Below are 23,336 nucleotides of genomic sequence, written 5' to 3'. Positions count from 1 at the left end.
AAGTCTTCTTATTTATTAAAGCAAAGATAAAATAAATATATTTACAAATCCAATAGTTCCACTTACAATCCATGAACTGCTTAATAAAGCTTGCCACTTTACCCTTGAAAAAGTATTATCTATAAGTATTTCAACAATATATACTACTACACACATAGCTAATGCTAATAAAATACTCATTGGATTATTAAATCTAAAGAATATATATACAAATCCATATAATAAAACATCTTCATACCAATGGGCTATTTCTACTATTGCTAATGTCTTTCCTGAGAATTCTGTAGTTATTCCCTTTACTAACTCTTGATGTGCATGATGAGAAGCACTTAAATCAAAAGGTGATTTTCTAAGCTTAATTGTAAGAATAAACACAAATCCTAAAAATACTCCTGGTAAATATACTATTGGAGGCACATTACCAACAACTATATCTTTTACATTAAAGCTATCTTTTGCAAGATAAAATCCAACTGCTGTAAGTAATACCATTGGCTCATAAGACATCATTTGAAGTAGTTCTCTTTCTGCACCAATAGTGCTAAATGGTGAATTAGTTGAGTATGCTGCAATAACTAAAAAGATACTAGTTAAAGTAAAAGCAAAGGTAACTAATAATATATCACCACCACAAAAGAAAATAGCACCTGTAAAAATCATAAATATTAAAAAGAATGCTAAAAAAAACTTTTCTGCTTTATTTATAACTATAACTTCCTTAGATAAAAGCTTTTTTACATCATAAAATGGTTGTAATATAGGTGGCCCTATTCTTCCCTGCATTCTAGCAGATATTTTTCTATCTATGCCCTGTAATAATCCACCTATAATTGGAGCAAAAATTATAAATAATATTCCATTTATATAATTCATTATAATATCCCTCCTATAGCATAAGCAGAAAAACCAATTATAATAATAAGCGATATATATATACCTATAGGTAATAGCTTTTTCTCTCCAAAGATATTATTCATATACCAACTTGATAAATATAAGCTTTTCTTATCTCCATATGCACTATAAAACTTTTTATCATCTCCACTATTTACTCCAGCCATATATATTGAAGATATATTCTCTCCTCTACTTGTTAAAAATCTCATTCCAAATGGTAAAACTACTATAACAGCAAGCATAATAGTTAATATTTCTTGGTTTGCTTGAGATATAATATTAACTTCTGATATATTAAACATTTCATGTATAAATGGTACTATTAACACCTTTGATACTAGAGGATATAAAAAACATAACACTATAGTTATTACAGCTTGAGCAATTAAAACACTCCATTCTCCTCTTTTTACAGTACACTTTACCCTATCATTTTTATGCCTAACTGCTGCTATCTTTCCAAGCCACTTTGTCCAATAAAAAAGCGTTGCTGCACTTCCATAAGCAATTAAAAGTACTATTACTATATTTCTTGAATCAATAAATGACTTTAAAGCAGCCCATTTTGATATAAGCATACCAAATGGTGCTAAGAACATTCCTGCAATACCAATGGCCATCATTAACGCCATTTCTGGCAACTTTATTATTAACCCATGCATATCTTCAATATCTCTACTTCCAATGACATGTTCTGTTGCTCCAACTGATAAAAACATAAGTGATTTTGATACTGAATGAAATATTATTAAAAGAATTGCTGACCAAATAGATTCATATGTTCCTATACCTGCACAAGCAGTTATAAGCCCCAAATTTGCCATTGTTGAATATGCTAATACCTTTTTAGCATCATTTTGTGAAATTGCTATAATAGACATAAGTACAAATGTTATTCCCCCTATAAAAGAAACTAAATCTCCTGCAATATTTCCTGATAATATAGGTGAAATTCTAATTAACAAATATACCCCAGCCTTAACCATTGTAGATGAGTGAAGCAATGCAGAACTTGGAGTTGGTGCTACCATAGCTCCTAATATCCACTTTGAAAATGGTAATTGTGCTGATTTTGAAAAGCAAGCAATAGCTATTAATATAGCAGGTATTGTTAAAGCCTTACTATTTTCACTTGCCAATGATATTATTCCTTTAAGATCCCAAATATTAAAGTTCACTCTTAAATATATAATTGCTATTGCAAAACAAACACCACCTATTAAATTCATATATAGTGCTGTAAATGCATTGTTAACAGCTTCTTTAGTTTCAGTATATTTAATAAGTAGAAAAGAACTTAAAGTAGTTATTTCCCAAAAGAAATATATCCAAGTTAAATCATTTGATAAAACTATTCCAAACATTGCAGATAGGAAAATAAACATTATTGAAAAAAACACATTTTTCCTATCTCTTACCTCTTTATGAATGCTATGAAAATCTTTCATATATGATATTGCATATACACAAATAGAACCTCCTATTATTGCAATAATTAAAACCATAATTATCGATAACTTATCTATAAATAAATGATGTTCTAAATCAAAGCTTGTTTCTTGCCCATTCATTTCTACCCATATCATTAATACCAAAGAAATAAAAGATAATAGTGCAGTCAAACCTTTTCTTGATTTTAATGAATATGAAATTATATATATTGTCATTGCAATTTCTATAAGTATCATTATTAGGCTAACTAAATCATTATTTATAAAATGAAATCTATTAGGATTATTATAGTATTTAAACGCAACCCCTATAGCTAACGCTCCGATAAATATCACTGATAACTTTATTACTGCATTTGTGTATTTTTCTTCCCTTGTTAATAATAAAATTAAAGCTACTAGTAACGGCAAAAAAATTAGAAGAATAATTTCTGTCACGTAACTCCCCTCTTTCAATTTCTAAACTATATATATTATATTTTAGAGATATTTAATTTAGGCTTTCTATCATAACCTTTTTTATCTATCTTTATCTCAATATTCAACTTTAAAGCATATTAAATTATATTTACTTATATTAAATAACATAGGTATATTAAACAACATACCTACATTGTCGAATATTTACATTACGTATTAAAAATTAAACCCTTATTTCTACTTAACAAGCTTTACTTAAGATTTAAATTTAATAATAAAAAAACCTATAAATAGATGAATAACTTTTCATACTATTTATAGGCTTTTAAATTAACTTATTATTCCATACAACTTACCGTTCTTTTTATATACTTCTACTGTAAATGTTGATATAGATGCATAATATCCTTGGTATGCTGATATATGTCCTCTAATTTCTATAGATACTCCTGAACTATCTTCTCCTACTTTTCCGTTATAAATAACTTTGTTTAAGTTAAAATAAATAGGACCTCCTGCCTCAATTCCCATTTGTTCTCTTAAAAAATCAGTAGATTCAACTAACCTTTCTTTTTCACCTTCACTAATTAAAGCAACATCTTCACTTTCACCATCAAAGCTTTCTATTACATTTGCATATATTCCATCATTACCTAATAAATATTCTGTAATTAAGTCAACTGCAAAATCTACTTCTAAATATTCTCCATATATATAAGGAGTTTCCCCCCAATTATCATAAATTTGAGTTCCATCTTCTAATTCTACAATGTTCTTATTTACAGTATATAATTTTCCAAGGCCTTCAAATTCAGAGTAAACCTTTTCCTGTTTCTCTTCATTAACTCCTTGGCTTTCTTCTACATTATTTTCAACTGTATTATTATTTTCTTCTTTTATATTATTACTACATCCTGTTAGTAACATTAATAACGCTAATACTATAATACCTCTCTTCAATATTATCACCATCCTCCTTATTCATTTTATTACAAATCTATCCTAATTTCAAAGGCTATTTTAAGTTACGTCTATCTTTAGACAATCTTTAGTTGTTAAATCTCTAATTACCAATTAATATTATGATATATTAATAAAAATATAAGGAGACATTTAAGGATGAAAAAATACTTATTATTTGATTTAGATGGAACATTAACAGATCCTAAAGATGGGATTACTAAAAGTGTACAATATGCACTTAGAAAATTTGGAATTGAAGAGGAATGTGAAAACCTAATTTCATTTATTGGACCACCACTATTAGATTCATTTATGGAATCTTACGGTTTTGATATAAAAAAAGCAGAACTTGCAATAAAGTATTATAGAGAACGATTTTCTACTATTGGATTACTTGAAAATAGTGTAATTGACGGAATACCAGAAGTATTAAGTAAATTAAAAGAGCATGGATATATAATGGCAGTTGCCACTAGCAAACCTACCCACTTTGCTGTTCCTATTTGCGAAAAATTCAACTTAAGTGAATACTTTCATTTAATTATTGGAAGTGAACTTGATGGAACAAGAACAAAAAAATCAGAAGTTATTTGTGAGGTACTTAAACAACTTGGTGCTGCCCCTGGACAAACAGTTATGATTGGAGATCGTAAACATGATATAATAGGTGCAAAAGAATCTGGTACTACAAGTATTGGAGTTACGTTTGGATATGCAAAAGATGGTGAATTAGAAAAATCCGGAGCTGATTTTATTGTAAAAACACCAGCTGAATTATTAGATTGTATATTAGAAATTAATTAATATAGGTTACTATTAAAAGGGATATAGAAAAGTTCATGATATTTTGTAAAGAACATTTATAACGCTCTTTACAATTTATATCATGAACTTTTAATCATCTTACTTATTTATAATTTAATTAAACACCTTTTTTAAATAAGTGTTTCATATTGTATTTAACATTATCGAAGAAGCCTGCTTTTTCTACATCTCTATCACAATATAATTCTACTTCTCCTGCCTTAGTATCACCTATGTAAATTTCACATTTTCCTACATATTCACCTTCTGTATAGGAATCTTTTAATTCTTCTAATACTAAGTTCTTTTCCGGTTCTCCTTCTGTACCTTTAAGCATTGCTATATATAAATCATTTTTAGCTTTTGCTATAAAGTATCTATCTGTATTTTTGCCTAAATATACTTTTTCAATTTCATCATCTTTTGCAAATAATTTTTTACCTTCAAATTTAGAGAAACCATAATTCATTAGCATACTTGCATCACGATTTCTTATTTTATATGTTGGTGCTCCCATTATTACAGTTAACATTCTAACACCATTACGCATTGCAGTTGCTGATATACAATATTTAGCTTCTTGTGTATATCCTGTTTTTAATCCATCACAGCCTTCAAAGAATCTTACTAATTTATTATGATTTACAAGTTCTATTGGACTCTTTCTTCCCTCTGATATTGTTTCCATATATGTTCCTGTATATTTTAATATTTGAGGGTGTTTTAATAATTCTAATGACATTATAGAAATATCTCTAGCAGTTGTTAAATGTCCTTCTTCTGGTAAACCATTACAATTTTTAAAAGTTGTATTATTCATTCCAAGTTCTTGAGCTCTTTTGTTCATCATTTCAACAAAAGCATCTACTGTTCCACCTAAGTATTCTGCCATAGCTACAGCTGCATCATTTCCTGAAGCAATAGCTATACCTTTTAATATTTCTTCAACAGTTCTTACTTCTCCTGTATCTAACAGCATAGTGCTTCCACCCATTTTTTTAGCATTTTCACTACAAACTATGGTGTCGCTTAATTTGATTTTCCCACTATCTACTGCTTCAATAGCAAGTAACATTGTCATTATTTTTGTTACAGATGCTGGTGCAAATTTTTCATCTGGATTTTTTTCATATAATACTGTACCGCTACTAGGTTCAATTAATAAAGCACTTTTTGCATCTACAGTCATTCCCTCTTCTGTAGTAGAAGTATTAACATCATAATAGCAATCCTCATAATTAATAGTGTCTGCCTTTGTATTTACAAAAGGTATTGATGTAATTAAGGATATTACACTTAATAAAATAATAGAAATTTTACTTATAACTTTATTTTTCATTTGTTCTCCTCCTTCTCAAGTTTATTATTTCCAAGAAAATAAAAAATATGATAAAAAGAAGTTTTAACTCTTTTTATCATATTTTTTCAAGTTATCTTACTATATCATATATTAATGGTATATTAAGGTCATATTTATCTTCAATTATAATATCTTCTAATATACTATTTTTAGCTTTTTCTATTTTAGAAATATCGTTAGAGTGTATGTAAGCTAATACATCTCCTTTGCTTACAGCTTCCCCTCTCTTTTTATTTAAAACTATACCTACAGCTAAATCTATTTCACTTTCCTTAGTTGCACGTCCTGCTCCAAGTTCCATAGCAATAAGACCAAATGCTTCTGCTTTAATTTTAGTAATATATCCATCTCTTGGTGCAACAACTGGCTCTATATATTTAGCTTTAGGGAACTTGCTATAATCATCAATTGGAGTTATATCTCCACCTTGAGCTGCTACAAATTCCTTAAGCTTTTCTAATCCCTTACCATTTTCAATGCTTTCTAATAAAAGTTTTCTTGCCTCTTCTACAGTGTCTGCTTTCTTAGCACAAAGAAGCATATTTGATCCTAATGTTAAAGTTAATTCTAATAAGTCTTTAGGACCATTTCCTTTTAGTAGTTCTATAGCCTCAATAACTTCTAAACTATTTCCTATAGCATATCCTAGAGGCTGATCCATATCTGAAATAACACCTATTGTTTGTCTGCCTAACATATTTCCTATGTTAACCATTTCTGTTGCTAATTCTTTAGCTGTTTCTGGTGTTTTCATAAAAGCACCATCTCCAACCTTAACATCTAAAACTATTGCATCAGCACCACTTGCAAGTTTTTTACTCATAATACTTGATGCAATTAATGACATATTATCAACAGTTGCAGTTACATCTCTAAGTGCATATAATTTTTTATCAGCTGGAACTAAGTTACCACTTTGCCCCATTATTGCGATATTTATAGAATTTACATTGTTCATGAATTCTTCTTCTGTAAGCTCTACTGAAAATCCTTTAAATGTTTCTAATTTGTCAATAGTTCCTCCAGTGTGACCTAGACCTCTTCCTGACATCTTAGCAACTGGTATTCCAAGTGATGCAACAAGTGGTGTTAAACATATTGAAGTTTTATCTCCAACTCCTCCAGTTGAATGCTTATCAACTTTAATACCATTAATATTACTTAAATCTATTTTGTCTCCTGATTCTACCATTGCATTAGTTAAATCTGCTGTTTCTCTCTTGTTCATCTTATTAAAGAATATAGCCATTAAAAGAGCTGAAGCTTGGTAGTCTGGAATTTCACCTTTTGTAAATCCATCTACAAAAAAGTTAATTTCCTCTGTTGTTAGCTCTTCACCTTTTCTCTTTTTCATTATTAAATCATACATTCTCATAAAAGTCTTCCTCCTAAAGCTATTTTCTTATGTCATTTAAAAAACTTTTTCCTACTAATTCATTTTCTACATTAAAGAAATCTAAAATAGTCTTTCCTATATCTGCAAAAGTTTCTCTAGTTCCTAAATTAACATTTCCTTTTAAATTTTTACCATATACAAGTATTGGAATGTACTCTCTTGAGTGGTCTGTGCTTGCAGTTGTAGGATCACATCCATGGTCTGCTGTTAAAATTAGCATATCTTCATCTGTCATTTTTGCATATATTTCTTGTAATCTGTCATTAAATTCTTCTATTGCTTTTCCGTAACCTTTTGCGTCATTTCTATGACCATAAAGCATATCAAAATCAACTAAGTTAGTAAATATAAGCCCTTCTTTAACAGTATCCATATATTCTAAAGTTTTGTCTACTCCATCCATATTATTTTTTGTGTGAACAGCTAGAGTAACACCCTTCTTATTATATATATCTTCAATCTTACCAACTGCAGCTACTTCTTTTCCACTTTCCTTTAAATACTCTAACATAGTTTTGTTAAATGGATCTAAAGCATAATCTCTTCTATTTGATGTTCTCTTAAAGCTTCCTACTTCTCCTGTAAATGGTCTTGCTATAACTCTACCAACAGCCCATTTATCTACTAACATTTCTCTTGCTATTTCACACATTTTGTATAATTCTTCAACTGGAATTACATCTTCATGTGCAGCTATTTGGAAAACACTATCAGCAGAAGTATAAATTATAGGGTATCCAGTTTTTACATGCTCTTCTCCTAATTCTTCTATTATAGCAGTTCCTGATGCAACTGTATTACCTAATATATTTTCCTTGTTTGTTCTCTTTAAGAATTCATCAATGATTTCCTTTGAAAAACCATCTGGGTAAGTATTAAGTGGTTTTTCTAAAATTACTCCACCTATTTCCCAGTGTCCTGTTACTGTATCTTTACCCATTGATTTTTCGCTTGATCTTCCATATGCACCTATAGCAGAATCACAAGCTTTTGGCATAGTAACTCCTTCAATGTTACCGATACCTAACTTTTCTAACTCATCTATATTTAACTTTCCACAAGCTTTGCAAATATTATCTAAAGTATGACTTCCTTCATCTCCATAATTTTTAGCATCTGGTAATTCTCCAACTCCTAAACTATCTAATACTATTAAAATAGCTCTTTTCATATTGTTTATCTCCTTCCTAATTTAAGCCCCTTTTTTAATGCTTATGCCCTTGGATGGGTATTTTTATAAACTAAGTTTATTTTATCATTATTTATTATTTCATAATAGGTATCCATATAAGTTAAAACTTGATTTCCAAGTAATTTTTGTACAGCTCTTACATTTGCACCATTTTGTAATAAATGTACTGCAAAAGAATGTCTAAATGTATTTAAGTTTACATCTTTATTTATACCAGCTTTATGAGAATATTCTTTTACAATTCTCCATACTCCTTGTCTAGTTAGTTGATTTCCATTTAAGTTTACAAAAAGATTTGGTACACCTTGACATGCTATAATATCTCTTATTTTTAAATAATCTTGCACTGCACGTTGTGCACTTCTACCAATTGGTATAAGTCTTTCATAATTTTTGTTATCATGACACCTTACATATGATAATTCAAGGTTTACATCTTCAACTGACAGATTAATTATTTCAGAAACCTTCATTCCAGTTGCATACATAAGTTCTAATAATGCATTATCTCTTATACCTTTATTACAATCTTTATCTACTATCTTTATTATTCTATCAACTTCTTCAACAGTAAGTATTTCTGGTAACTTTTTAGAAGTATCACTGCTCTTATAATATATTTTAGGAATATCTCTAATTATTTTATGCTCTTTTAAATAATTATAAAAGCTCCTTAAACTAATTACTATTCTACTTATAGACCTTTCTGATTTTCCTTCTTCTAAAAGGTGATCTATATACGCTTTAACAGTTACATTATCTGTTTCGTCTAAATATATATCTTTACTATTTAAATATTTTATATATAAATTCACATCAGTAACATAGGCATAAACTGTATTTTCACTTTTATGACTTTGAAGTAATGATTCCCTATACTCGTTTACTATCTCTTTCATAACTATCCCCATTCCCATCTTATTTTATATTATTCGACAATTATTTTAAAATTCCTCTATATTATCACAGATTAAATAACTTTATAAACATTGGTAACAACAAACCTTATTAAACCTGGACTAAGGTATGCTTCCACTAAGGTCCCTACCATGAATACACATAATAAAACTCCTACTTTAAAAATTAGTTCTCTCTCTACTATTGTATTTACTTTACTCTTATTAAAGAACCTATCTCGCAGTTTTGTTGAAGAAAATTCTATAGCTACAATACTAAGAGCTATAAAACATGGAATATATATTATGTTTTGAGGCAATATGGATACTAACGCAAGCCAAATACCTTTTCCATCAAAAGTAGAAATTAAAAAGCTAAATGTATATCCTAATGTAAAACCCTTAATTAAATCTACAAGTAATATAAACGGTGTACCAAATACAGTAAATGCAAGTACTATAATAATCCCTATTAGCATTAAATTTTTCTTTAATATATCAATAAGCAAAACTTTATTATTTACTGGATCTTCTGTAATACTTTTTGTAAAAGATGAAAAATAGCCAGCAAGATCTGTTGAGTCATTTAAATTCATATATTTTACCATATATGTACCTAGTACAATACCCACGCAAAAGAATACAAAAACCATCATGTAAAATAGCTTATTTTCCTTATAATTAAAATTAAGTTTATTTAATATATTCATTTTAAACACCTCCTAATATATAGCTGTATACTAATACTATGATGAGATGTTTAAATATATTCATAAGTGAATATATGTAAATTATAATTTTTTTATAATTTTTTCAAAAAATTCACTTTCTTTAGGGAAATTTAATTGATTATTATTTTTCAACTTTTCTAAAATACTTTTTACTTCCTCAATTTCTTTCATTTTCTTATCTTTTTCTTTTTGACCTCTTCCTAATTTATCACTTAAGAACATTAAAAGCATATCATTCATATCAACTGTTTTAATCATTGCTTCTGGCTTTCCAAATGGTAAATCCTTATTTATATAAATATGATGCATATGATATTTAGCTAAATTTATTATTATTTCTTTCTTATTTTCATTTATATCATAATTATCTAATATTTCTCTTATTATTTTTTCTCCTTCAGTATCATGATTGTAAGAAATCCATCTTCCTTGCTTATTCTTTTTTGTAGTTGTTATCTTTCCTATATCATGAAAAAATGTTGCAAGCATAAAGGCTTCTTTATTATTTGCAAACTCCCTAAGCTTTGCTGCTATATCAACAACTTCTAATGTATGATTCCACACATCCCCTTCTGGATGAAACTCTGGATTTTGCATAGTTCCTTTTAATCTAAGAACTATTTCTAATGGAGTGTCTTTTAATGACGACCTTATTTCTTTTAAATAAGTTGATGGAATTTCATCATTTAACAGATGCTCTTCTATATTTTTAAGTATATTTTTTTCCATTTCATTCTCCTTTTTGTATAATTTTATATCCGTTCACTTTTAGTTTACTTAATTTATTAAATTTTAACACTAAATTTTATAAATTAATTTTTGATATATAATTAAAATTAAGTTTTTAAGTTTATAACTTAAAAAAATAAAACTGCTACAAAACTTTACAGTCTTATAGCAGCTTTTTAATCGATTTATTTTTCTAATATCTTATCCATTATAAATTGTATTTCATATTTATCTATAATATTATCATTATTAATATCATATTGTGGTATATCTTTACCATAATTTTTAGATGCCATTCCTAAATCCTTAATATCTATAACACCATCATCATTGTAATCAGCATCCTTAACTGGAGGTATAACCTCATCAAAAGTAGTTAAAAACTTAGCATCAGCCCATACAGCATGATCGTTCCAATTATTAAGGCCTGATAATGCTATTAATCTAACTTCTTTAACTCCATTTAATTCTAAATCTAATTCCTTACATTCAGAACTTCCATTTATTTCTCCACTATTAAATGCTTCTACACCATCTAATAACACTTTAAATGTTACTTGCCCATTTAAACTTGTAGCTTGGCTATAATCAACACCAGCAAATCCTTGTAACCTTTCATATCCCTTACCTTCTATATCAAAAATTAATTCAGATTGAGCATGTGCCCCAATCCCTTTTTCAAAACTTTTAACATCTCCATCTTTTAATAAGGTAATTACTCCGCCATTTGGTGCTTTATCTCTATTAAATGTTCCATAACCAACATATGACTCTGGATTCCAATTCAAATCTGAAAGATAAACAAATTCATTTGCTGTAATATTTATATTGTAAATTTTTTCTTGTAATTTATCTGGTGATATAACCTTAATTGAAACTAAATTTTCACCTGCCACAAGCTTTTCATTTATTTCTATTTTATTAGTTGCTTTAAGCTTATTTCCATTTATCGAAATTTCTAAAGTTGCATTTTCCTCTTGTGCTACTGCAACTAACTCAAAATCTTGCTTACTTGTTGTTATGCTATACTCTGTCTTATTTGATTCAAAAATAGGATCTAAATTGTTATTTGGAGTTTCTAATGATAATAATGTTGCATTAGAATCTGATGAAACTAAAATCTTTAATGTATAATAATTAGTTGTCCATAAATCATCAGCCTTACATGCTATTACAACTTCATTAAGTCCTGGCTTTAATTCAACATCTTTTTTGTTTGCTTCCACTCTTTCATTATTATTAGTAATACTTATAGTTGAGTAATAACTATTTGCAGTAGCCTCCACAGTAATATTTTTACTTTCTTCTTCTGTTAATTTAATAGTATATTCTAATTTTGATTTTTCAAAGCCGTCAATACTATCTCCATTAATTTTTATATCACTTAATGTTGCATCTCTAGAAGGCATTCTTGCAACATTTATAATATACTTGCTAGTTGTTACTCCATCCTTTGCAGTAACTTCAATAAATATAAGATTATTTCCTGACGCTAAAGTGACATTATTTTCAAATTTATTGTTGTCTAGTGAATTATTAATAACTTCACGTCTATATTCAGTTTCATAAACCTTAATGCTTCCAACTCTCTCATTTGCAGATAACCTTAACGTTATGTCTTTAATATCTGAGTTAACATTATAGTGATAGTAGCTATTAATATTATCACTTATATTAATATCCATTTCTTCAATTGATATTGTATCAAGCTTAGCATAGTTATCTACTAACTTATTTACATTTATTGTATATACTTTTTTACTCTTAAATAAACCTACTGGATCAACTTCAATAGTTATTACACCACTATTATTTAAAGTAATTTCTTTACTAAATTTATCTATATCATCAAAAATAACTTCTCCATTTAAAGTTACCTTAATATTATCACTATCATTATTTGATGCTCCTGATAATATTAAATTATTTTGACTATTAGTTAAATAATAATCATATTCATACTTTTCAGATTCAAATCCACTTAATTCTATTGAATTTATTTTTATACTCTCTAATGTTCCATTTACTTTATTTTCACTTACTTCAACACTATTACTAACTACTGGATCTCCTAATCTGTTATACTGATCTCTTGGATAAACTGTGCAGGTTATACTTCCTGAAATCTTAGCTATATAAGTTTTAGATGAAGTATATTCAACTGTTTTACCTGTAGCACTTGTAGTTTCCCATTTGTAAATAGACCCTTCTTCATTATGATTATCTTCATCGTAATATTTATAACTAACTTCAAGCTCTTCCCCTATTTTTACTGATGTATTTTCTATTGTTACATCTGAAATAGTAGGTTTATTATTTTTTGTAGATTTAAGTTTTATGCTATCTATAGCTTCAATTTCTTGTTTATTATATTCTGAACCAGTTGCAATTTTAAGGTTTGAGAATGTTACATCCTTATCTCTTCCATCATGGTTCCAAACAGCAAAACCTATTTTATAATCTTCTCCTAAGAAAGAACTATCTAAATTTCCCCATTCTATATACTCACCATCTGGAGTTTTGTAGCTAATAGTGACATTTCCATCTTTATTATACACATCAAAAATTAAAGTACTTTCATTTACACTTCCACTTTTATCATTTTCTATAGCAGATGCATTTACTTCTCTTACAGTAACTAATCCATTATAATGTGATTTTTTACCTAAAGATATATAATTATCTACATCTTTGAATAGTAATACTGAAGCAGTATCCCATCTGTTTGATTCAGCTAACGGAAGATTATCTACTTTAACAGTAAATCTCATATCATCTGCACTAACTGAATCTGGTACATCAATTAATACAAGATTTCTTATATTATTATCACTGTTATATAAATCTCCTCTTTCCATTTTTATGATTGCTGATTCTCCATTTTCACTTATAGTTAAATTTTGGGAATTTTCATTTACTATATTTACATAGCTTGGTATATATGAGGTAGCTTCATCAGATATTACTACTGTTTTACTTGCTTCTAATCCATTTATACTAGCTTTAACAATAATAACTCCATTTTCTTTTGCAGTTAATAAACCACTTTCATCAATTGTAGCCTTAGTAGTACTAGTACCATCTATATTAGTTACAGACCATTTTATTTGATTTGAAAGATTTTCTGGTAATACTTCTGCATTGAATTTAATACCTTCACTTAATTTTTCTATAATACTATTATCTTTATTAGTAATTTCAATACTATCTGCTTTTTCTAAACTTTCTCCAACAACTGTTACTGTAACTTTGTTTGATTCAATTGAAGTATTATTCCATACATAATATGCTAATACTTCAGCTTCACCTGAAGATATTGCTGTTATTTCACCAGAAGCTGAAACTGTTGCTACAGCTGGATTTAAACTTACATATTTAATATTATTTACCGGCATACTTGGAGTAGTACTTCCATTTAAAGTTATATCATCGCTATTTGTAATGTAATCTAAAGGCATATTTGTAACAACTGCATTTTTTATTAATCCATCGTCATATGTGTTTCCTTCTAAAATAACATTTTTACAACCTCTAAAGTAAAATACGTTTTCTTCATTTCCTGAAATCTGTGTTCCAGTGCTTTCTAGTGTTAAATTTGCTTTTTCATTTTCATTTAAGGTTGTATTATCTAAAGATAAATTTAATTGAACATTAGGATTATCTCTAAATACTTTATTATTTCTTATAGTTAAATTTTCAACACTTTCTGCATTTACAACTGCATCATGCTCCATATAAAATTCATTATCTTCAATAGTTATATTTTTATGAATTGGACTTTCTGCTGAAGGTAAAGCTCCACCTAATGTTACTGGATTAATATAAATTGCCGATTTAAATCTCCACTCAATTTGTCCACTTTCTCTTATATAGAACTTATTATTTCTTATAGTTAAATCTCTTATAGGGCCTGATTCATACCAATTAGCTGAATCATTTGATAAATATATAGTAGCCATCCCCATATTCCTAAATTCATTACCTTCTATTAAAACTGATTTTCTTGTTGTTGAAAGAATTCCTCTAGTCGGAATTGTATGGAATATATTATCTACTATCTCTAATTCTGGAGTATAAGTTGCATTTTCTGCAACATACTTTGGCTGATCTCCTATTTTTTCATCTATATCACTTGGTAACTCTTCATTAAAAGTTACTATCATAGTTCTTAAATCATTACCTTCTTCACCTGCTTGAATCACTTCTTTTACTGTATACATTTTTTCTTCATTATCTGGAGACATTAATGTATCTCTTGTAAAGAAAGCAACTTCATTCCCTACATAATATTGCGGGAATCCACCTTGTTGAGAATGTATATATTTTAATTTTAATGTTTTACTATCAATTTTTTCTTCTACTCTTGTAAATGTTCCATGTATATTAATTGGATCATCATGTGCATGAGAAAAATTACAGTTTTTAATTGTTATTTTACCAGCTGCCCCTGATACATGTATTAAGTCCGCAAAACTTGTTGTATACTTTCCTGTCCCCTCTCTTGGCATAAAATTAACGGTATCAAAAGTTACATTCTCACTCATTTGTGTTAAAAATCCAAATCCATGCATATAATGAATATTTATATTTTCTAATACAGTATCTTTACTCTCCCAAATAAATGCTCCTGCTGTTTCTCTCATTGCTGAAGTACACATTTCATTTACAACACCTATTTTTTGACCATATGGAATTGCATTGTTATAAATTATTCTAACTGTGTTTTCATTAAGTTGAGTTATTGTATTTACTCCGTTAAAAGGACTAGAACTTAACTGATATCTTCTACTAACTTCTATTTCGGGATCATATATAACTACAGCATATGAATTACTATGGTGCCCTTTTTGTGTCCAATAATATTTACCAGTATATGGGCTTTCTTCACTTGTCCATAAAATATTTGTATTATTATCTACTATCTGATATCTAAAATTTGATGGTATATAATAATCAATATAATTTTTATCATCCTCTACACCTATATCTAAAACTGTCATTTCTGATGTTGTAGGAACTTCAAAATCCCAAGAAAAGTTCTTTAGTTTAACGTTTTCAGATTTAACCACAGCAATAGCCATCATATTACCATGCATATTAAATAGTGAACCATTTCCCTCTAAAGTTAAATCTTCTTGTTCTTCAATTAAAATACCTATAGTTTTAATTGGATTTTCCATACTATTTGTATTTGAAGTGTGATATTCTCGTTTTTGAGCGTTATCTTTGTAAATTTGATATTCACCCTTTGGAAAATTAATAATTACCTCATTATTATATTCCTTTGCTGATTCAATAGCTTCATAGATGGCTTCTGTACTATCTTTCTTACCACTTGGATCTGCTCCGAAATCTGTAACATCAATAATAATAGAATTTTCTTTCTTAAATATTCCAGCAGAAGCTTTATTGCTGTTTAATATTAATGAAAAAGCCATAAATATTGATGTTAATAGTGCTGTTTTTTTCATTACATTATTTTTTATCTTCCTCATTTTTTCTCCCCCTTATTGTTTTATCATTCTATATTATACATTTTCATACTTATTTTGTAAAATTATTTATGTATTTTATTATTTTTTAGTAATTTAAATTATAAAAAACACCTCCTACTAGCTGTTTGTATTAAACAACCAATAGAAAGTGTTCTAACTTTCTTTGCTTATTAAGTTTAGTAATGTCAAAAAGTAATTAGTTAGCATAACTGAAATACATTTGACAAATTGTTAAATTGTGTTCTACGTTGATTTTACTACGTTCACAGCCTCACTAGCTCACTTTATTCTTAAGTCTTAGCTTGTCAGCAATTATAGCGATAAATTCTGAATTTGTTGGCTTACCTTTATCATTGTGAACAGTATATCCAAATAGTGAGCTACGCTCAACTTCGCTTATTCAGTAGCTTCAAGCATTCCTTCGTATCATAACATTAATAAAATCTAACTTTAATAACAGCCATATCTTGGTCGCTATAAGTTCAATATATTTAGTGCTATGTTTGATATGATAATCATAGCTAAATTTTACAGTTATGTCAACAATAATAACTGTATTTATTTCAGCATTTTACAAATTAACACATTGTAACTTAGCCTGTTCTAATACATTTTCTATAGCTTCCTTACTCTTATTAGGTGGATAATCATACTTCTTTAAAAGTCTTTTTATAACACTTCTCATTTTAGCTTGAGCTTGTGCCTTCTCATACCATGCATGAGTCATATTCTCTTTAACTGTTTTAGTTAATTCTCTTGCTATCTTTATTAAAGTATCATCCCCCATAGCAGCTATAACTTCTGGGTCTGCTGTTAATACATCAAAGAAAGCCTTTTCTTCATAAGTTAATCCTATTTGATGCCCTTTATCTATTGCTTCTAATAACTCATGTTTAAACTGTATTAATTGCTCTAATACTTTAAATACATCTGCTTCATCACTTCTGTTATTATAAGCTTCAATTATCTTTTCAAGTCTTTCGCTGAACTTCTTACTTACTACTAAATTAGTCTTTTTTATATCTCCGACTTTTTCCTTCATCACTCTCATTAATATATTAGCTGCCATATTCTTTTGAGGTAATGCTCTAAGTTTATTTAAGTTTTCATCAGTCAATAATTCAAATGTTTCCTTACTTCCTGCTTCTGTTAAAGATAATACTTCATCTTCTAAAATAGCTTGTTCAAGCATAGCAGATATCCTCTTATTAACTTCTGCAAGGTCTGGAACCCCTTCTCTTGTTGTTTTTAATACAAAACTTCTTACTGCTATAAAGTAAGCTATTTCATCTTTTATTTGCCTAGATAATAAACTTGTACAAATCTTATATACATCTTTTAATCTCTTAGTTTCATTTAAGAATACCTTTTGTCTTGGCTCTGTTAACTGCACATATTCAGCACCATCTCTTATAAGCTTAAATCTAGTTTTATCACAATCACCAAAGAAACCACTATAATCAAAGTAATGGAACACATTTCTTAAAACTTCAACTATATCTAAAGCTATCTTTCTTCCTTCTTCATTTTCTTGTATTTTATCTTGGTCTCTTGTAGTGTAAGTTTTTAAAGCTTCAAATAATTCTTTCTTAATTCCTATATAATCAACTACAAGTCCACCAGTTTTACCTGGATAAACTCTATTAACTCTTGCTATAGCTTGCATTAAGTTATGAGCTTTCATAGGTTTATCTATATACATAGTATCAAGACTTGGCACATCAAAGCCAGTAAGCCACATATCAACTACTATAACTATCTTAAATTCACTATTTTCATCTCTAAACTCTTTTTCAAGTTCCTTTTGATAAGTTTTATTACCTATAGCCTTTGCCATTTCTTCTTCATCACTATTATTAGCAGTCATAACCATCTTAACTTTGTTTTGCCACTCTGGCTTTTGCCTTAATATCTCTTGATACATTTTGTAAGCAGCTATTCTTGAATAAGCTACAATCATAGCTTTACCCTTAACTAAATTTTCTCTTTCCTCATAATGTTCTATAAGGTCTTTTACTAATTCTCTAACTCTATCAGTATTAGTTATAATCTGCTCCATTTTAGATAATTTCTTTTGACTGGCATCTACTACATAATCTTCAACACCTTCATGTACTTGCATTTCCCAATAAGCCCTATCTATATCCTCTAAAACAGAATTATCAATCTTAACCCTTGCAAGTCTTGACTCATAATAAATCTTGACAGTTGCTCCATCATGTACAGCTTGTGTCATATCATAAACATCAATTAAATCTCCAAATGTTCCATAAGTTGATTTATCAGTAGTTTCTATTGGAGTACCTGTAAAAGCTATATAAGTTGCATTAGGCATAGCTTCTCTTAAATATTTAGCATATCCAAACTTAACTTCTCCAGAGTCTAAATCAACTTTACCATCCATACCATATTGAGTTCTATGAGCTTCATCTACCATTACAATAATATTTCTTCTTTCTGATAAAAGCCCTGTTTCTTCTTCAAACTTTTGTATAGTTGAGAATATAACTCCACCAGTTTTTCTATTATCTAATATAGCTTTAACATCTGCTCTACTATCTGCTTTAATTGGCTTTTGTCTTAAAAAGTCATGAGCTGATCCAAAAGTATTAAACAACTGATTATCTAAATCATTTCTGTCTGTTATTACTAATATAGTAGGATTATTTAAAGCTTTATCCTTAACTAAATTACCTGCTAAAAAAGTCATAGAAAAACTCTTGCCACTACCTTGTGTATGCCACACAACCCCTGCTCTACCATCAGTATCAACAGCTTTCTTAACAGCTTGTATAGCTTTATTCATACCAAAATATTGATGATATGCAGCCATTATCTTTCCTTTAGTAGTAAATAAAATAAAGTTCTTAATTATATCAAGTAGCCTTTCCTTATCAAACATACCGTAAAGTAATGTATCAAAATTAAGCTTATCTATAACTTCATCATCAGCCTCAACCTTTTTCCAAGCCATAAATCTATCAAAAGGTGCAGTTAAAGTTCCAGCCTTGCTATTAACTCCATCACTTATTACTAAAAAAGCATTATAATAAAATAATGTAGGTATATGAACCTCTTTATAATTCATAAGCTGCTTATAAGCATCTTCAATAGTTACTTCTTCCCTTGAAGTACTCTTAAGCTCCATTAAAACTAAAGGCATACCATTAACATATACAACTACATCTGGTATTTTCTTAACCTCATCTTCATTAATCTCTAATTGATTAACTACAAGAAACTCATTATTATTAATATTTTCATAATCTATAAGCTTAACAGTAGAATAAATAGTTTCACCATTGATAAAATCTGTTATCTCTACTCCCTCTGTTAAATACTTATGAAAAACCTTATTATTAGTAAATACATCATTAGTTTCAAAAGTTCTAAGCTTACGAATAGCTTCTTTAATAGAACTAATAGCTAATCCTTTGTTTATCTTAATAATACTTTCTTCTAATTTATCTAATAGTAAAACTTCCTTAGCATCTCTAACTAATTGGCTGCCATGTATATATTCATAATCTATTTCTTTTAAATATTCAATTACAACATTCTCTAAACTCGCTTCTTGAAATTTCATACTTTTCTTCCTCTTTATTTACAGTATTACTTATAATTATATCTTAATTTTGAACAAATAAAAAGAAAGTCCTGTAGAAATAACTTCTATAACACTTTCTTCACTGTAATTTTATTTAATATCTTTTAGCTGCTCCTCCAATTCATATACAAAGGTACTTGATTTACTTATAATATACTTATAAGCATGCTCTGGAAGCCTATCCTGCATATATTTAGATGCAAATAAAAAAGCCCTCAAAATTCCATCTATCGCTCCTATCGAGAATGAACACTCTTCAGGAGCTTCACGATAATTCATCAAAATTTTATTATCTAATTCTTCTAACATAAAATAGACATAAGTTTTCTCACTATAATTTTCTTTTACATAATCTATTCTTTCAGTAAGATTTGTTATACCTTTACTTTCTAGAACATCTCTTATATCTGAAATTTCCCTGTAACTTATTATATTAGAGCTACTAAATTCCTCATCACTCATATATTTAGACATTAATATACCTCCCAAATTTGATAATATATTAATTTATACTCCTACATTCATCTAATTATTACAAAGCTTCATATTATTTATTACAAGAAAAAAGCCAATCCATTACAGATTAGCTTCTATATCTTCTACTATTATTTCACCACTCATAAGCTTTGGTAATAATATATCTCTTAATTCAATTAATGACTTATTTTCTCTCTTATTTTCTTGAATATTATAGAATAATGAAGATATACTATTATTCCATTTTAATAATGTCTCTTGTTCTGGAAGCGCTATTTTTAACTTTTCTAATTCTTTAAATGTAATCTGTGGAAATGTTCCAGACCTTGACTCTGCAATTGATTGTAAATAATCTACAGTATCACTACTAGTTAAAAATTGATATATTAATGTCGGGCTAAGAATTGACTTTGCTCTTAATACCATAAGTTTAGTAGAAACAACATAATCTTCACACTTAAAATCTACAAATGCATACCTCTTATTCTTAGGTCTAATTTCACTATATAAAATATCATTTTTTTGTATACTCTTTTTTGCTTGTCCTGGAAGGGCTGCTACATCTGAATATTCATTAGTTAGCACTTCACCATCTAGTATATCTGAAGTGTTTAAGAATATAATCTTATCCTTATTAAATTTATGCTTAACTGAAATAGAGTCTACTAAATCAGATAAATATCCTATTTCCCATCCTTTAGGTATTATCCCTAATTCACTTTCAACCATTTCTCCACCACTTGATTTATATGGTTCTCCATTTTCATTAGGAAATTCAAAATCAACAAACCATCTTTTAAATAAAGCTTGAGCTATTTCCTCTAAAGTTTTATTCATCTCATTATTTAGTTCTATTTTTCTATCTAATGCTGATAGTAAATTTACTATTTCTTTTTGTTCTCTTAGGCTCGGTAGTTTTATATCAAACTTTTTTAATGTGTCTATTGTTAATGCTTTCTGAGTTGAACCAATACATCTATTATATATTTGTTCTTTTGCAAAAGGACTTTGTAACCAGTAGTAAATAAATTTATTATTACACTTTTGATTAAAAGATTTAAACCATGTTAGGTTACCATCTTTAAAGTAAAACTCTTCATCTTTAACTAAGTAAGGTACTCCTAAAGTACCAACAGATGTTAATAATATATCTCCTGCATTAGGTACACCAAATTTTTCTTTCAGCTCATTATATCTTTCTTCAGTAATATATAACTCAGTACTTATATCATTACCTTTATGCTTTTCAATTATTTCTTTACCTCTATAAAAAGGAATTCCATATCCTACATACTCCTTAGCATATATCCTTTTACTTGATGAAATCTCTACCAACTCACCTAATTTATAATTATCAAAATTCTTACACCTCATATCCAATTCCTCCAAGTTGCTTTCTTATTTCTCCTTCAAGCTCCTTAGATTTCTTGAACTGCTCTGAAAGTATTTTTGTTAATCTTTCCATCTTTTCTTCAAATGGTTCTCCATCATCTTCAACTTCTTCAATTCCAACATATCTTCCTGGGGTTAGGATATAATCATTAGCTCTTATTTCTTCTATAGTAGCTCTCTTGCAGAAGCCTTGTTTATCTTCATAGTTTTCATTTTCTTTATATGAATGATAAATAGCTGCTACTTCTTTAATATCTTCATCAGTTAACTCTCTTAATCTTCTGTTAACCATAGTTCCCATTTTTCTAGCATCTATAAATAAAGTTTCACCTTTATTCTTCTTATCTCTATTAAAGAACCAAATACAAACTGGAATACCTGTTGTATAGAATAACTTATCTGGAAGTGCTACTATTGCATCTACTAAATAAGCTTCTAAAATATTTTTTCTTATTTCACCTTCATTAGAAGTATTTGAACTTAAAGAACCATTAGCAAGTACAACTGCTGCTCTTCCTTTTTGGCTTAATTTATCTAACATATGTTCTATCCATCCATAGTTTGCATTTCCTGCTGGTGGTGTTCCATACTTCCATCTTGAATCATCAACTAATAAAGGTTGCCCCCAATCACTTTGATTAAAAGGAGGATTGGCAAGGATATAATCTGCCTTAAGTGAAGGATGTAAATCTTCATGGAAAGTATCTGCATTTTTGCTACCAAGATTATTTTCTATTCCTCTAATAGCCATATTCATCTTAGCTAATTTCCATGTTGTTGGATTTGACTCTTGACCATATACTGATATATCAAAAGCATTTCCACTATGTTCTTGAACGAATTTTAAAGACTGTACAAACATCCCACCAGAACCACAAGCTGGGTCATAAACATATCCCTTATAAGGCTCTAGCATTTCAACCATTAAAGTAACTATAGACTTAGGAGTATAGAACTCTCCACCACCTTTACCTTCATTAGCTGCAAATTTTCCTAAGAAATATTCATACACTCTTCCTAATACATCTTTTTCTTTAGCAATACTTCCACCAACATTTATATTAGAGAATAAATCAACTATTTCTCCTAAAACTCTCTTATCTAATTCTGGTCTTGAATAGTTTTTAGGTAATACACCTCTTAAAGTTTCATTTTCTTTTTCTATACTATCTAAAGCGGCATCTATTACTTGACCTATTTCTGGTAGCTTCGCTCTTTCTGCTATGTAATTCCATCTTGCTGTCTCTGGAACCCAGAATATCCCCTCTGCTAAATACTCATCTCTATCTTCTGCAAAATCTGGGTCATCTTCCATTAACTCTTCCCATTTTTCCATAAATGTATCTGAAACATATTTTAAAAATATTAATCCTAATACTACATGCTTATATTCTGATGCATCCATATTGTTTCTAAGCTTATCAGCAGATGCCCATAATTGTTCTTCAAATCCTATTGTTGCCATTTATTTTCGCTCCTTTATTGACCTAATATATATTATTTTACTACATTTTTCTCTAATTTGC

Annotated in this window: 15 protein-coding genes and 1 pseudogene; 1 reads left to right on the top strand and 15 read right to left on the bottom strand. The window is 28.5% G+C overall.

Annotated elements, in window-relative coordinates:
* Window positions 1-15 precede the first annotated feature (15 nt).
* The 3 genes from HMPREF0216_RS07455 to HMPREF0216_RS07445 form a co-directional block, all read right to left on the bottom strand.
* The gene (locus HMPREF0216_RS07455) at window positions 16-873 is read right to left on the bottom strand and encodes a respiratory chain complex I subunit 1 family protein (protein ID WP_005213152.1); all 858 of its coding nucleotides are present in this window, start codon (window positions 871-873) and stop codon (window positions 16-18) included.
* Window positions 873-2,786 carry an NADH-quinone oxidoreductase subunit 5 family protein gene (locus HMPREF0216_RS07450; protein ID WP_005213151.1) on the bottom strand — a complete coding sequence of 638 codons (1,914 nt, stop codon included), beginning with the start codon at window positions 2,784-2,786 and terminating at the stop codon, window positions 873-875. The genes HMPREF0216_RS07455 and HMPREF0216_RS07450 overlap by 1 nt, the downstream gene beginning before the upstream one ends.
* Before the next feature lie 312 nt (window positions 2,787-3,098).
* Window positions 3,099-3,728 (bottom strand): hypothetical protein, encoded by a 630-nt coding sequence (locus tag HMPREF0216_RS07445; RefSeq protein WP_040419324.1) that lies wholly within the window; start codon window positions 3,726-3,728, stop codon window positions 3,099-3,101.
* 159 nt (window positions 3,729-3,887) lie between these two features.
* Between HMPREF0216_RS07445 and HMPREF0216_RS07440 the strand changes: the two genes are divergently transcribed.
* A complete protein-coding gene (locus tag HMPREF0216_RS07440; RefSeq protein WP_005213149.1) occupies window positions 3,888-4,535 on the top strand; it encodes an HAD family hydrolase in 648 nt (215 codons plus the stop codon).
* 118 nt (window positions 4,536-4,653) lie between these two features.
* Here HMPREF0216_RS07440 and HMPREF0216_RS07435 read toward each other — a convergent pair whose 3' ends face one another.
* The 12 genes and pseudogenes from HMPREF0216_RS07435 to HMPREF0216_RS07385 form a co-directional block, all read right to left on the bottom strand.
* A complete protein-coding gene (locus tag HMPREF0216_RS07435; protein ID WP_005213147.1) occupies window positions 4,654-5,874 on the bottom strand; it encodes a D-alanyl-D-alanine carboxypeptidase family protein in 1,221 nt (406 codons plus the stop codon).
* A gap of 91 nt (window positions 5,875-5,965) precedes the next feature.
* Complete coding sequence (locus HMPREF0216_RS07430) at window positions 5,966-7,270, bottom strand: pyrimidine-nucleoside phosphorylase (RefSeq protein WP_005213145.1); 1,305 nt, start codon at window positions 7,268-7,270, stop codon at window positions 5,966-5,968.
* A gap of 19 nt (window positions 7,271-7,289) precedes the next feature.
* Complete coding sequence (locus HMPREF0216_RS07425; RefSeq protein ID WP_005213143.1) at window positions 7,290-8,462, bottom strand: phosphopentomutase; 1,173 nt, start codon at window positions 8,460-8,462, stop codon at window positions 7,290-7,292.
* 41 nt (window positions 8,463-8,503) lie between these two features.
* A complete protein-coding gene (locus HMPREF0216_RS07420) occupies window positions 8,504-9,382 on the bottom strand; it encodes a tyrosine-type recombinase/integrase (protein WP_040419322.1) in 879 nt (292 codons plus the stop codon).
* A gap of 71 nt (window positions 9,383-9,453) precedes the next feature.
* Window positions 9,454-10,089, bottom strand: coding sequence for a stage II sporulation protein M (gene spoIIM / locus HMPREF0216_RS07415; RefSeq protein ID WP_005213139.1), 636 nt, complete (start codon window positions 10,087-10,089; stop codon window positions 9,454-9,456).
* A gap of 81 nt (window positions 10,090-10,170) precedes the next feature.
* Window positions 10,171-10,839 (bottom strand): HD domain-containing protein, encoded by a 669-nt coding sequence (locus HMPREF0216_RS07410; protein ID WP_005213137.1) that lies wholly within the window; start codon window positions 10,837-10,839, stop codon window positions 10,171-10,173.
* A gap of 185 nt (window positions 10,840-11,024) precedes the next feature.
* Entirely contained in the window at window positions 11,025-16,334 is a 5,310-nt protein-coding gene (locus tag HMPREF0216_RS07405) for an NPCBM/NEW2 domain-containing protein (RefSeq protein ID WP_005213135.1), read from the bottom strand.
* A gap of 274 nt (window positions 16,335-16,608) precedes the next feature.
* A pseudogene (locus HMPREF0216_RS16745) lies at window positions 16,609-16,710 on the bottom strand (sporulation initiation factor Spo0A C-terminal domain-containing protein); the annotation flags it as partial.
* A gap of 195 nt (window positions 16,711-16,905) precedes the next feature.
* Entirely contained in the window at window positions 16,906-19,920 is a 3,015-nt protein-coding gene (locus HMPREF0216_RS07400; protein WP_005213133.1) for a type I restriction endonuclease subunit R, read from the bottom strand.
* A 111-nt stretch (window positions 19,921-20,031) separates the two neighbouring features.
* Window positions 20,032-20,415 carry a hypothetical protein gene (locus tag HMPREF0216_RS07395; protein WP_005213131.1) on the bottom strand — a complete coding sequence of 128 codons (384 nt, stop codon included), beginning with the start codon at window positions 20,413-20,415 and terminating at the stop codon, window positions 20,032-20,034.
* A 102-nt stretch (window positions 20,416-20,517) separates the two neighbouring features.
* A complete protein-coding gene (locus HMPREF0216_RS17485; RefSeq protein ID WP_005213129.1) occupies window positions 20,518-21,792 on the bottom strand; it encodes a restriction endonuclease subunit S in 1,275 nt (424 codons plus the stop codon).
* Window positions 21,782-23,275, bottom strand: coding sequence for a class I SAM-dependent DNA methyltransferase (locus tag HMPREF0216_RS07385; RefSeq protein WP_005213126.1), 1,494 nt, complete (start codon window positions 23,273-23,275; stop codon window positions 21,782-21,784). The genes HMPREF0216_RS17485 and HMPREF0216_RS07385 overlap by 11 nt, the downstream gene beginning before the upstream one ends.
* Between the last annotated feature and the right edge of the window lie 61 nt (window positions 23,276-23,336).

It is taken from the genome of Clostridium celatum DSM 1785 (assembly GCF_000320405.1).
Taxonomy (GTDB): domain Bacteria; phylum Bacillota; class Clostridia; order Clostridiales; family Clostridiaceae; genus Clostridium; species Clostridium celatum.
The sequence above is the reverse complement of the archived record's forward strand: the minus strand, read 5'-3'. Positions and strand labels throughout refer to the sequence as shown.

Excerpts from the sequence above, each read along its gene's own strand:
- HMPREF0216_RS07455 (WP_005213152.1), bottom strand. The coding sequence starts at position 873 with ATGAATTATATAAATGGAATATTATTTATAATTTTTGCTCCAATTATA.
- HMPREF0216_RS07410 (WP_005213137.1), bottom strand. The coding sequence starts at position 10,839 with ATGGAAAAAAATATACTTAAAAATATAGAAGAGCATCTGTTAAATGAT.
- HMPREF0216_RS07395 (WP_005213131.1), bottom strand. The coding sequence starts at position 20,415 with ATGTCTAAATATATGAGTGATGAGGAATTTAGTAGCTCTAATATAATA.
- HMPREF0216_RS17485 (WP_005213129.1), bottom strand. The coding sequence starts at position 21,792 with ATGAGGTGTAAGAATTTTGATAATTATAAATTAGGTGAGTTGGTAGAG.
- HMPREF0216_RS07430 (WP_005213145.1), bottom strand. The coding sequence starts at position 7,270 with ATGAGAATGTATGATTTAATAATGAAAAAGAGAAAAGGTGAAGAGCTA.
- HMPREF0216_RS07435 (WP_005213147.1), bottom strand. The coding sequence starts at position 5,874 with ATGAAAAATAAAGTTATAAGTAAAATTTCTATTATTTTATTAAGTGTA.
- HMPREF0216_RS07425 (WP_005213143.1), bottom strand. The coding sequence starts at position 8,462 with ATGAAAAGAGCTATTTTAATAGTATTAGATAGTTTAGGAGTTGGAGAA.
- spoIIM (WP_005213139.1), bottom strand. The coding sequence starts at position 10,089 with ATGAATATATTAAATAAACTTAATTTTAATTATAAGGAAAATAAGCTA.
- HMPREF0216_RS07400 (WP_005213133.1), bottom strand. The coding sequence starts at position 19,920 with ATGAAATTTCAAGAAGCGAGTTTAGAGAATGTTGTAATTGAATATTTA.
- HMPREF0216_RS07405 (WP_005213135.1), bottom strand. The coding sequence starts at position 16,334 with ATGAGGAAGATAAAAAATAATGTAATGAAAAAAACAGCACTATTAACA.
- HMPREF0216_RS07385 (WP_005213126.1), bottom strand. The coding sequence starts at position 23,275 with ATGGCAACAATAGGATTTGAAGAACAATTATGGGCATCTGCTGATAAG.
- HMPREF0216_RS07440 (WP_005213149.1), top strand. The coding sequence starts at position 3,888 with ATGAAAAAATACTTATTATTTGATTTAGATGGAACATTAACAGATCCT.
- HMPREF0216_RS07420 (WP_040419322.1), bottom strand. The coding sequence starts at position 9,382 with ATGAAAGAGATAGTAAACGAGTATAGGGAATCATTACTTCAAAGTCAT.